The sequence below is a fragment of the Sphingomonas sp. genome (genome assembly GCF_041661825.1).
Taxonomy (GTDB): Bacteria; Pseudomonadota; Alphaproteobacteria; order Sphingomonadales; family Sphingomonadaceae; genus Sphingomonas.
In genome coordinates this window covers 915,561-927,631 of the sequence record NZ_JBAZTU010000002.1, presented here as the reverse complement: position 1 = coordinate 927,631, position 12,071 = coordinate 915,561, and the positions used below count along the sequence as shown (strand labels likewise).

Annotated in this window: 7 protein-coding genes; 6 read left to right on the top strand and 1 reads right to left on the bottom strand. The window is 64.2% G+C overall.

Annotated elements, in window-relative coordinates; all coding sequences use genetic code 11:
- Positions 1-16 precede the first annotated feature (16 nt).
- Entirely contained in the window at positions 17-898 is an 882-nt protein-coding gene (locus tag WC729_RS11645; protein WP_372852789.1) for an SMP-30/gluconolactonase/LRE family protein, read from the bottom strand.
- A gap of 89 nt (positions 899-987) precedes the next feature.
- Here WC729_RS11645 and WC729_RS11640 point away from each other — a divergent pair, with 89 nt between their 5' ends.
- From WC729_RS11640 to WC729_RS11615, 6 genes are all read left to right on the top strand, one after another.
- Positions 988-1,734: an SDR family oxidoreductase gene (locus WC729_RS11640; RefSeq protein ID WP_372852787.1), complete on the top strand. Its 747-nt coding sequence runs from the start codon at positions 988-990 to the stop codon at positions 1,732-1,734.
- On the top strand, positions 1,721-2,527 hold the full coding sequence (locus tag WC729_RS11635; protein WP_372852785.1) for a FadR/GntR family transcriptional regulator: 807 nt from the start codon (positions 1,721-1,723) through the stop codon (positions 2,525-2,527). Before WC729_RS11640 ends, WC729_RS11635 begins: the two co-directional genes overlap by 14 nt.
- Positions 2,528-2,587: 60 nt before the next feature.
- Positions 2,588-5,047, top strand: a complete 2,460-nt coding sequence (locus WC729_RS11630) for a hypothetical protein (protein ID WP_372852783.1) — start codon at positions 2,588-2,590, stop codon at positions 5,045-5,047.
- Positions 5,044-6,573, top strand: a complete 1,530-nt coding sequence (locus tag WC729_RS11625; protein ID WP_372852781.1) for a tryptophan halogenase family protein — start codon at positions 5,044-5,046, stop codon at positions 6,571-6,573. The genes WC729_RS11630 and WC729_RS11625 overlap by 4 nt, the downstream gene beginning before the upstream one ends.
- Positions 6,570-8,720: a beta-galactosidase gene (locus WC729_RS11620; protein ID WP_372852779.1), complete on the top strand. Its 2,151-nt coding sequence runs from the start codon at positions 6,570-6,572 to the stop codon at positions 8,718-8,720. Before WC729_RS11625 ends, WC729_RS11620 begins: the two co-directional genes overlap by 4 nt.
- 133 nt (positions 8,721-8,853) lie before the next feature.
- Complete coding sequence (locus WC729_RS11615) at positions 8,854-12,051, top strand: TonB-dependent receptor (protein ID WP_372852777.1); 3,198 nt, start codon at positions 8,854-8,856, stop codon at positions 12,049-12,051.
- The last annotated feature ends 20 nt before the right edge of the window (positions 12,052-12,071 follow it).

Here is a 12,071-nt window from a genome sequence, read left to right as displayed (position 1 = left end):
TTCCCGGAGAAAGATGTTAGCCGAACAGGAATTCGGGCGTGCCCGAGACGCCGATATCGAGCGCATAAAGTGCGCCCTCGTTGGGGCTGGCACGCTCGTCCGCCGGCAAGCCGAAGCGGGCTGAGGTGACGAACAAGGTGGTGAGGCCGGGGCCGCCAAAGGCGCAGCTCGTCGGCTGAGAGCAGGGCAACTCGATCACCCGATCGACATGTCCTTCCGGAGTGATGCGCATCACGCAGCCGCCGCCGACCCGGCAGTTCCACAATCCACCGTCGCGATCCAGCGCCGATCCGTCCGGAAGCCCGGGGGCGCCGCCCGCAAGGAGACGCCGGCGCTCGCCCAGGCCGTCGCGGCCCATCGGGTAGAAATAGAGTTCGTCGGCCAGGGTGTCGGCGCATCGAAAACCACCGTCCACGGTCCATGCCATGGTGTTGCAGATGCCGAATTCCCGCGGCGTAAGCGCGTCGACCCGCCCGTCTCGCCAGACGCGATAGATCGCGCCGCTCGAGCGGTTCATGGTGACGGGTTCGCCATCCGGGCCGATATTGTCCTGCATGGTGCCGACCCAGAAGGCGCCATCGGGCCCGACCTTGCCTTCATTGAGGCGATTGTCGGCAAGGTCGGGCTCCGGAATCGCCAGGGGACGAAAATCGCCCTGCCAGTCCCACAGGGTCACCGCGCGCCTCAGGCCGACTACGGCCTCGCCATTGGCGCACAATCCGATCGACGTGGGGAGATCCGGTGTGTCCCATGATTCAAATTGTCCCGACACCGGGGTAAGAGCGTTGATTTTCTGACCGACGATATCCACCCAGATGATGCGACCGGTCCGCTCGCACCACAGGGCGCTTTCTCCGACTGAATCGCCGCCCGCATGAATCCGTTCGATGCTGGCCACGCTTCCTCCTTGGTCATTGTCTCAAAACATTAGCTACCTATCATACAGAAATGTCAATAATGGCGCCAAAGGCTAGCGGAGAAAAGCGCATGAAGAACAGGACGGTGCTACTGACGGGTGGGCTGGGCTCATTGGGGCGGGCGCAGGCGCGTGCGTTTGTCGGCGCTGGCGCGCGGCTGCTGCTGCTGGACCGGGCATCTGCCGACGAGACGCGGCCCGTGATCGCGGAGATCGATCGCGCCGGGCCGGGCAGCGTCGACTATGTCGAACAGAATCTCACCGATCTTGAAGCCTCGCGCGCTGCCGTCGGGGCGCTCGCGCAGGCGTTCGGTGGGATCGACGTCCTGATCAACAATGCGGCGTTGATCGTGAACCGCCCCTTCGAGGCGTTCTCGCTGACGGAATATGAGGAGCAGATGCGGGTCAATGTCGGCGCGGCCTTCGCGCTGGCGCAGGCAGTCGCGCCGGCGATGAAGGCGAAAGGTGCTGGATCGATCGTCAATTTCTGTTCGGTGACGCTGAGCGGCGCGTGGGACGGCTATGTTCCCTATGTCGCGTCGAAAGGCGCGATGCTCGGCCTGACCAAGGGCCTAGCGCGTGAACTCGGCCCGTTCGGCATCCGCGTCAACGCCGTCTCGCCCGGCGCAGTGGTATCGGAGGCTGAGGCGCGCGTGTTTGGCGATCGCGCCGATGCCTACGCCGCCTGGGTCCTCGAGCGGCAATGCCTCAAGCAGCGCATCGAACCTGAGGATATCGCGTCGGCAGTGTTGTTCCTGGCAGGCGATGGCGCGCGCATGGTCAGTGGCCATGTGCTAGAGGTTGATGCCGGTTGGTGATCAACGTTGTCAGTATCTGTCAGCGAGCCTAAGATGTTATTGCAGTAGAGATTTGGAGAAAATGATGGCGGATTTTGATGCGCCGCTCGAGAAGGAGGTGGCATGGCGCGGCGACGGGATGGTCGCGCGTACGATCAATGCCGTCATCGACCTCATCCAGTCCGGCGGGCTTCGACAGGGCGACCCTTTGCCCGCCGAGAGCGCGCTCGCCAAGCGGTTCGGCGTATCGCGGATCGTGATGCGCGAGGCGAACCGGTCACTATCCGCGCTCGGGATCGTCGAGGTCGGCAACGGACGGGGCGCGCGGGTCTCCGTGCCCGACGAGAATGTGGTGGGGCTTCTGCTCGACCATGTGGTCCATACCCGCCATGTCACGGTACAGCAGGTGCTCGATGTACGGCGCAGCCTCGAGGTCCGCGCTGCCGCTCTCGCCGCGTTGCGCCGTTCCGATGAGGAGGCCGAAACCATTCTCGGCCATGCGCGCGCGATGCGCACCGCGTTCGACCGCCCTGACGACATCTGGCAACATGACATCGCGCTCCACGCTGCCATCGCCGATGCAAGCCAAAACCCGCTCTTTTCGATCATGATCAAGGCCTTTGCGCCGGTCACCCGGCAAACCTGGCCCCTGGGATGGAAGAATCGCGTCCATGCGGAACGGGAGGCGATGATCGTCGAGCACGAGGCCATCGCCGAGGCCATTGTGAACCAGGATATCGTGGGAGCGCGCAATGCGATGTCCGCTCATTTCGATGACACGGTGCGGGTCCTGGCGGGTGCTGGCGTCACCTAGCTGTATTGCGATTCGGCAAAACCTTTAATACAGGTGTCTCCCAGAATTTAGGGGAGGCACATGATAGACAGGCGAACGCTGATCAAAAGCGGCACTGCCGCTGGGCTTGCCGCGATCGTTCATCCCGCATTGGCGGCCGGGCGGAACGCCGCGCTTCGCGTTCGCCGGGAATGCCCCGACACGGCAAAGACCCGGCTGGCTGTGCAGGAATTGCACAGCGGCGTCGTCGCGCTGGGCCTGGCCCCTGGAATCATCGAATCGCCTGACCGGGTGCCCGGTCTCGAACTTGTGCTTTCGATCGTTCCAGCGCTGGGCGGCGAGAGTTATGAGATCACTCGAGCCGGTGAGGCGGTGTTGTTGCGGGCGGCCAGCGAACAGGCATTGCTCCACGCGGTGTTCGACCTGCTCGAGCGGCAGGGCGCGGTGTTCGGCCTCGACGGAATGACGACCCCGCCGGAAAGGGCAAAGGGCTGGACCCTTCCCGAAAACGGTCGGCCCTGGCGCGCCACACCTGCGTTCGCCACCCGGGGGCTGTTGCCCTGGCCGGACTTTCTGAACTGCATCAGCGTGTTCAACCAGGAGGACTTTCGCGCCTATTTCGCAGCAATGCTGCGTATGCGGCTCAATCTGTTCGGCATGCATGTCTACACTGACACGCTGCAGCCGACTGAATCCTATTTGTCGGTGCGCTTCGCGGGCGCGGGGCAACAGGCGGAGCTCGAGACGACTGCAACGCGCGGCTGGGGCTATCTGCCGCAACGGACATCGACCTATGGAATGGGCTCGGCGGCGCTGTTCGACCGGGAAACCTTCGGGTCGGACGCCGCACGCCTTGCGGCGGACAATTGGGAGGTCGCTGATCGCACGACGGCGCTGCTGCGCGATGGTCTTTCTTTCGCGCGCGATCTTGGCATTCGCACGGGTATCGGCTTCGAGCCGTACAAGCTCCCGGCGGCGATCGGCGAGGCACTGCCGCCCGAGGCACGATCGCACCCGGCGGGTTTCACCGAAAGCGCGACAGCCAAGCGCCTGCTTGAGGCCAGGCTGGCCGATCTGCTCGAACGTTACCCGATGGTGGACCATGTCTGGCTCTGGGAGGACGAGACCTCCAATTGGGACAGCCGTGCGAAGGACGTGCCGATCTCGACCACGGCCTTCGTCCAGGCCCATGATTTCCTGCGGCGCCATGCTCCTGAAAAGCGACTCGTGGTCGCGGGTTGGGGCGGGTTCGCGCGTCACTTCACGCACCTGCACCGGAGCCTGCCGGGTGACATCGTGTTTTCGGCGCTCGGTGATACGCTTGGATGGGATCCGGTGTCGGAGGCGTTCGGCGCGCTCGGGGACCGCGAGCGCTGGCCGATCCCCTGGCTGGAAGACGATCCCTCCATGTGGTTCCCGCAATTCCGCGCGTCGACCGTCGAACGGGATATGCACCGCGCCAGGTCGCTGGGGTGCCAGGGCATGCTCGGCATTCATTGGCGGCACCGGATCGTCGATCCCACTGCGACCTATTTTGCCAGGGCGGGCTGGGATGCGTCCCTCTCCACGCGCACGCATTATGCGCGCTTCGCCCGCGCCCAGGCATCGTCGGCGCGCGCGCCCAAGCTTGCCGAACTGATGCTCGACTGCGACACCGGCGGCGCCATCGCGTCGACCTTCACCGGTAAAACGACGCCCGACGGCCATGCCGGGCATGCCGAGCTTTCGGCTGACTATCAGGACGCCTTCAAATATCGCGAGAACACGCCCGACCCGGCGATGCTGGTGCGCCAGCGCCGCACGGCGGCCCGGTTCGAGGCGCTGGCGCGGCTTGCGGACTCAGCGCTCGAGCGAGAGCGGCTCGGCTACCTCGCTGGCTTCGTGAAGTTCATGGTGCCCTATTGCGACGCCTACACGAATGCGCACGCGCTCGATGCGGTGCTGGTGCGCGCCGATGCCCTGCGTAAAGTCGGCGACATGGCCGGGGCACAGGCGCTGATCCGGGCTGAGGGCTTGTCGCTCTGGCTTGCGCTCCTGCCCCAGGTACGTACGGCCGTGCTCGATTTCCAGGCGGTGATCGCGACCCGCAACGACCTCGGCCAGCTCGCCTCGATGCAGAACAAGCTGGTGCGCATCGCCGTCGAGCGCCTGAAGCTCTCGCTTGAGGAGTTCCTCGGCGAGCTTCCCGAGGAAGCGACGCAGGCCTATGTCGCAGCGCTGGCGCCGCCCGCGCCGACGCCACGCCTGTTCCTGCCGACCCGGCCCTCGATCCTGCGCGCCGGCGAGAAATTGCGCCTGTTCGTGGTGGCGCCCGGTGTCGCGCCGGGCACGCCGATCACGCTGCTGCATCGCGGGCTTGGTCAACCGGAGTGGTCGCGCTCGGCGGCTGTGCATGAGGGGCGGGCGGTGCATAGCGTCGCACTTGGCCCCTTCGACGTCGCGCCCGGCGTGCTCGAATATCGTGTCGAGGCGCAAGACGCGCAGGGCCCGATCTCCGATCCGCCCGCAGGGGGTGCCTATCACGCGGCGCTTTTCGCATGACGGGCGTCAATCCGGGCGGCCGTGTCTCCAAGGTGGTGATCCTCGGCGGCGGCACGGCGGGCTGGATGACGGCTGCCGCGTTGTCCAAGATCCTCGGCGGAGGCGGCGTAGCGATCGAACTCGTCGAATCCGACGAGATCGGGATCGTCGGGGTCGGTGAGGCCACCATCCCCCAGTTGCTGCACTTCAACGCGCTGCTCGAAATCGACGAGGACGCCTTTGTCCGCGCGACCGAGGCGACCTACAAGCTGGGCATCGAGTTCGTCGACTGGATGGCGGTCGGCGAGCGCTATTTCCACCCGTTTGGCTCCTACGGACTGCCGATGCTCGGGGTCGATTTCCAGCATTTCTGGCTGAAGGGCAGGTTGCTCGGCGACGCGATGCCGCTCGATGCCTATTCGCTCGCGGCGGTCGCGGCGCGCGAGGGGCGGTTCGTGCGGCCGATCCCGGCGCAAACGCGGTCGCCGCTCAGCCGCCTGTCCTATGCCTTCCAGTTCGATGCGAGCCTCTATGCCCGTTTCCTCCGCAGCATCGCCGAGCCGCAGGGCGTCCTGCGTACAGAAGGCATGGTCGTCGACGTGGTGCGTGACGGCGAATCCGGCCTCGTGCAGGCGCTCCGGCTTGCCGATGGCTCGCTAGTGGAGGGAGACCTATTCATCGACTGCTCGGGGTTTCGCGGCCGCCTGATCGAACAGGAGATGGCCTCGGGTTACGAGGACTGGAGCGACTGGCTGCCGTGCGACCGCGCCGTCGCGGTGCCGTCGGCGCGGATCGAGGAGCCCATTCCCTATACTCGCGCGACCGCCCGCGCCGCGGGCTGGCAGTGGCGTATCCCGCTCCAGCACCGCACCGGCAATGGCTATGTCTATTCCAGCTGCTTCCTGTCGGACGACGAGGCGATAGCGACCCTGCTCGGCAATCTGGACAGCGAACCACTCGCCGATCCGCGTCCGCTACGCTTCGTCAGCGGTTATCGCCGGCGTCCCTGGATCGGCAACGTCGTCTCAATCGGTCTCGCCAGCGGATTTCTCGAGCCGCTCGAATCCACCAGCATCCATCTCGTACAGTCGGCCATCGCCCGGCTGATGGCTCTGTTCCCGACGCGCGCCTTCGACGCCGCGGAGATCGAGGCCTATAACCGGCAGACGATCCAGGATTATGAAACCATCCGCGATTTCCTGGTGCTCCACTACAAGGCCACAAGGCGCGACGACACACCCTTCTGGCGCCACTGCCAGAACCTGCCGGTGCCCGAAGGACTGCGGCGCAAGCTCGACCTGTTCGGCGCCAATGGCCGGATCGTCCGGGAGAATGACGAGCTTTTCACCGAGACGAGCTGGTTCGCCGTCCTGGCCGGGCAAGGTGTCCAACCGCGCGGCTATCATCCCGTACTGGATTTGCTGTCGCGCGAGGCGACCCTCGACCGATTGTCCGATGTTCGCGAGGTAAACCGGCGGGTCGCCTCGATCATGCCACGCCATGCCGATTTCCTGGCAGGACACCGTGAGCTCCTGACGCCGCCATGAGGAAGGCATTTGGATTGAGTCTGGCCGCGCTGCTGCTGCTTCAGCCGGCGCGCGGGCTGACGGCAGCCGCGGAGCCGTCGTCCAGCGTGTCGCAGATCCTTTATGGCAGCTCCTATTACAGCGAATATATGCCCGCCGATGTGGGGCCCGATCGGATAGCGACCGACGTCGCTCTCATGCGGCAGGCGGGTATCCGCGTCGTGCGCATGGGGGAATCGAGCTGGGCGACCTTCGAGCCGGCCGATGGCAGGTTCGACTTTGCCTGGATGGACCGCGCCGTGGCTGCATTCGGCGCAGCAGGAATCAAGGTGATCCTCGGCACGCCGACCTATTCGCTCCCGCCCTGGCTCGCTCGCGCGCATCCCGAGTTGCTGGCGAGACCGCTGGGCGGCGGCGCGATCGGTTACGGCATGCGTCAGAACATGAACTATGACGACCCGTTGTTCCGGGGCTATGCGGAACGGATCGTTACGCGCCTGGTGACGCGCTACCGCGACAATCCCGCGGTGATCGGCTGGCAACTCGACAATGAGACCGGTCCGAACGGTGCCGCCAACGACGATATCTTCAGCGCCTTTGTCGGGCATTTGAAGACGAAATTCGGAACGCCCGAGACGCTCGACCGGGCGTGGCTCCTCAATTATTGGGGTCAGGCGATCCACGACTGGGACGACATGCCCCGGCCGGACTTCTCGGTCAGCCCGAGCTACAAGCTCGAGTGGAACCGCTTTCAGAAATCGCGGGTCACCCGATATCTCGCCTGGCAGGCAATGCTGGTGCGCAAGCTGCGCCGGCCCGACCAGATCGTCCTGCACGATTTCGCGAGCGCCATGCGGGGCGATGTCGACGAATTCGCCATCGCTCCCCTCCTCGATGTCGTCGGCATCAACGTCTATCACGCCGCCCAGGACAAGATGGACGGCCAGTGGCAGGCCATGACGGGTGACTATGCACGCTCACTCAAGCGACAGAATTATTTTGTCACCGAGACCAGCGCGCAGACGATCGGCTGGAACTCGCAAGGGCAATATCCACCCTTTGACGGGCAACTGCGGCTCGACCTTTACGCCAACGTCGCAAGCGGCGCGAACATGCTGCTCTACTGGCATTGGACGTCGCTGCATGCCGGGCTGGAGACATATTGGAAGGGGGTGCTTGGCCATGATCTCAAGCCCGGGCGCGCTTATGCCGAGGTCAGGCGTACCGGTGCGGAGCTGGCGCGGCTCGGGCCCGCGATCGCCAACCTGAAGGTTCGAAACCAGGTGGCGATCCTCTATAGCGCGGATTCCGCCACCGCGCTTTCGTTGATGCCGTACCAAAAGGAAGGTGGCGGCGACTGGAAGCCCGAGCAGACCAGCGGCTATGCAACCACGCTGCGCCAGATGCACCGCGCGCTCTATCAGGCCGATATCGGCGTCGACTTCCTGTCGGCGAACGACCCGGCGCTCGACCTGACGCGTTACAAGCTGGTGCTGATTCCCAGCCTCTACATTGCCGATGACGGGCTGCTTCAGCGGATCGAGGCCTATGTGCGCGGCGGCGGCCACGCGCTGATGACGATCAAGAGCGGCTTCGCCAATCAGGATAACGCTGTACGAGCACAACTGGCACCCGGCCCGTTGGCCGAGGTCGCTGGCTTCACCTATCAGGAATTTTCGACTCTCGACCGGCCAGTTGCGTTGAAGGGGGACCCGTTTGGGGCCGGCGAGGCCAATCAGGTCGGTACCTGGGCCGAGTTCATCGCGCTCGGCACCGCACATGCGCTCGCCTGGTACGATGATCCCGCGCTCGCCCGGTGGCCCGCGATCACCCGCAACCGCTTCGGCGCGGGGTCCCTCACCTATGAAGGGACCCTCGTATCGGACGGCCTTCAATACAGCGTCGTACGCGACCTGTTGCGCGAAAGCGGGGTTTCGTCGTTGGTACCGGTGCGACCCGACGTCGTCCGGACCCGCGAGGCCGTTGGTCGCGACGGCCGCCCCATCCGTTTCTTCTTCAACTTCTCCTCCCGCGTCCAGATCATCGCTTACCGCCACCCGGGCGGCACAGATCTGTTGCGCGGCAAGCCGGTCGGGACGGGGCAGGTGATCATGTTGGAGCCTTGGGACCTTGCCATCGTCAGAGAGAGTCGCGGAGGTATGCGATAGGAGAGATATGCATCATAGTGTGCAAATTAGGCATTGAACTATAATATAGCTTTGCTAATAACTGTCGCAGAATCGAGCGTGAGCAATATATTTGCCGCGCATCAGCTCGAACAGGGCAAGGGAAGGGGACGGCATGACGGCTTTGGACAAGGGGCTTCTTCGGCGACTGGCAACAGTGCGGACACTCGCGGCGGGCGTTTCGGCTATCGCCTTGTCGATCGGCACAGGTGCTCATGCGCAAAACGCCGATCAAGCGGCTTCTCTCCCGGCCGGGCAAGGTTCACAGGCCGGTACCGATCCGGCCCCGCAGAGTGACGCCGATGCGGCTGCCGGCGACATCATCGTCACTGGTATCCGCGCCTCGCTCCAGTCGGCGCAGTCGATCAAGCGCAACGCCGACACGTTTGTCGACGCCATCACGGCGCAAGATATTGGCGCGCTGCCGGACCGGTCGGTCGTCGAATCGCTGCAGCGCATTCCGGGCGTCACGATCAGCAAGTTCCAGGGCGGCAACGATCCCGACCATTTCTCCGCCGAGGGCACCACGGTCCAGATCCGCGGCCTCAGCCAGATTCAGACCCAGGTCAACGGCCGGGACAGCTTCACGGCCGGCTTCGGCCGCACGATCAATCTCGCGGACTTTCCCGCAGAGCTCCTGAGCTCGATCGAGGTCTATAAGGAGCCGACCGCCGATATGGTCGAAGGCGGCCTTGGTGGAACGGTCAACCTGAACACGCTGAAGCCATTGGATCGCAAGGGTTTCCACGCCGCGTTCGACGTCGAGGGAATTTACAGCGACTTCCGCGACAAATGGTCGCCGGTGGCCTCGGCACTGGTAAGCGATACCTGGGAGACGGGCATCGGCACCTTCGGCCTGCTGCTCGACTATTCCTATTCCGACCTGAAGGTCCGCTCGGATGGCATCCAGGCGACCAATTTCCAGACCCGCGACGGGCTGACCACGCCAGCGGGCGTGCTCCGCAACCGGCTTCCCGGGAAGAATGTCGCGTTTGCCCCGATCGGCGCAAGCTTCCGCACGCAAGAGACCGATCGCAAGCGCTACGGCACCGCGGTGGCCGCGCAATGGGAGAGCCCGGATCACACGATGCAGCTGACCGGCCAGTTCCTGCGCACCCTCGCGACCCGGGCCTGGACCGAGCACACTTTCGAGACTGAAAGCGGTCTGTCAGAGTACAACACCTTTCCGGCCGGATGCCTGCCGAGTGCAAACTCGTCGGCCAATTGTCCTGCCGGCTTCACCGACTATCAATATGACGCCGACGGGGTCTTCCAGAAGGGTTATATCACGCAGCCCGGCACGGGTTGGCGCAGCGCGACGTCGGGTCAGCCCAATTCGCCGAGCCCGACCGGCGGCATGCAGCAGAATCTGTCGCGGCGCGACCGGTTCGAGCGGACGGTGACCAGCGACTTCTCGCTCAACTGGAAATGGAAGCCGACGCCGCGGCTCTCGCTCTCGCTCGACGGCCAGTATGTCACCTCGCGCGCCCGATCGTTCGACTTCACCTCCTATACCGACACCTTCGCTGACGAGGAACTCGACCTGACCGGCTCCCTGCCGGTGGCGATCCCGCACAAGCCGCTGAACAATGCCTCGCCCAACGCGCGCATCGCCGGCCAGAACGACAGTCAGTATTTCGCCGATCCGGCCAATTATTTCTGGCGCGCCGCGATGGACCATATGGACGAGAGCGACGGGGATGAATGGGCCTTCAAGGGCGATGTCAGCTACGACATCGATGAGGACATCCCGTTCCTCCAGAAGATCCAGGGCGGAGTGCGCTATTCCGACCGCGAGCAGACCGTGCGCTATACCGCCTATAACTGGGGCTATGTAAGCGAGGTCTGGGACGGGACGGGCGATGCCGTCTATCTCAACCAGGCGGGCCAGAGTCAGGCCGAGCTGTTCCAGTTCGACGATTTCTTCCAGGGCAAGACACCGGGTCCGCAGGGCTGGTATTACGCCCATCAGCAGCTCGACAATTATGCTGACGCGTCAAAATTCTTCCAGGACATCAACAAGGTCTGGCAGCAGTCGAACGGTGGGTTCGCCGGTGGCTGGGCCCCGGTCGGCCAACGCGCCGGTGTGGTGCCTGGTACGCCTTATCTCCCGGGCGAGATCGACAGCTCGGGCGAGAGCACGACGGCTGCTTATCTGCGCCTCGACTTCGGCTCCAAGGAACCGGTCTTCGGCGGGGTGAAGATCCGCGGCAATATCGGGCTGCGTTATGTCGATACCCGAAATCACGCCACCGGGTCGATCCAGTTCCCGGCGAACACGCTCGGCGGAAGCTATGCCCAGATCTGCCAGACGGGGGCGTCGCCGCCGCCGATCTGCGCGCGGGGTGAGCCATTCTACAACAGCCTCGTCGCCTTCAGCAACGCGGCCTCGACCCAGGCGACGGTGAAGACCAACCTCGGTCACTGGCTGCCCAGCGTGAACCTGATCGTCAACCCGACCGACAATCTGCAGTTTCGTTTCTCCGCGTCGAAGCAGATCCAGCGGCCTGATTTCGGCTTCCTGCGCAACTATGTCGCGATGTCGGTCAATAGCGGCGAGGTACCGCTGACCGCGACAGCGGGCAATCCGTATCTCCGGCCCGCGGTGTCGCGCCAATGGGATATCGGTGCGGAGTGGTTCTTCGCGAAGGTCGGATCGATCAGTTTCGATTATTTCCAGAAGAACATCGACGGTTTCTTCTATCAGAGCACCGTCCAGCGAAGCTTCACCAACAATGGCGTGACCCAGACTGCCTTCCTGCTCGCGCCGGCCAATTTCAACGGCACTGGCACGATCAAGGGCTTCGAGGTCGGCTATCAGCAGGCGTTTGATTTCCTGCCGGGCATCCTCAACGGGTTCGGGGCCGGTGCCACCTACTCGCATGTCGTGAGCAAGGGGCTGCCCAACGCCTTTCTCTCGAACGTGTCGGTCGCTCCGGCGGCCCAACCCTCGACCGGGCGCGGCAATTTGCCCTTCGAGGGGCTGTCGCGGGACAATATCAACCTCACGGCCTTCTACGAGAAGGGGCCGGTGTCGCTTCGAGTGGCGTATAATTGGCGCTCACGGTTTCTCGAAACCGCGGTCGACGAGATCTATCCCTATTTCCCGGTCTACCAGAAGGCCACCGGACAGCTCGACGCCTCGGTGTTCTACAATCTGACGAAGCAGATCAAGATCGGCATCCAGGGCGTCAATCTCACCAACACGGTGACCCAGACCGAACAGCAATACACGGCGAGCGGGATGATCGCCCCACGCTCCTATTTCATCACGGACCGGCGCTTCGCGCTGATCCTGCGCGGGAATTTCTGACTCCCGGGTGCCCCCCGGGT

Bases quoted from the DNA above. Each gene is read 5' to 3' on its own strand.
- WC729_RS11640 (WP_372852787.1), top strand. From the start codon at position 988: ATGAAGAACAGGACGGTGCTACTGACGGGTGGGCTGGGCTCATTGGGG.
- WC729_RS11635 (WP_372852785.1), top strand. From the start codon at position 1,721: ATGCCGGTTGGTGATCAACGTTGTCAGTATCTGTCAGCGAGCCTAAGA.
- WC729_RS11630 (WP_372852783.1), top strand. From the start codon at position 2,588: ATGATAGACAGGCGAACGCTGATCAAAAGCGGCACTGCCGCTGGGCTT.
- WC729_RS11625 (WP_372852781.1), top strand. From the start codon at position 5,044: ATGACGGGCGTCAATCCGGGCGGCCGTGTCTCCAAGGTGGTGATCCTC.
- WC729_RS11620 (WP_372852779.1), top strand. From the start codon at position 6,570: ATGAGGAAGGCATTTGGATTGAGTCTGGCCGCGCTGCTGCTGCTTCAG.
- WC729_RS11615 (WP_372852777.1), top strand. From the start codon at position 8,854: ATGACGGCTTTGGACAAGGGGCTTCTTCGGCGACTGGCAACAGTGCGG.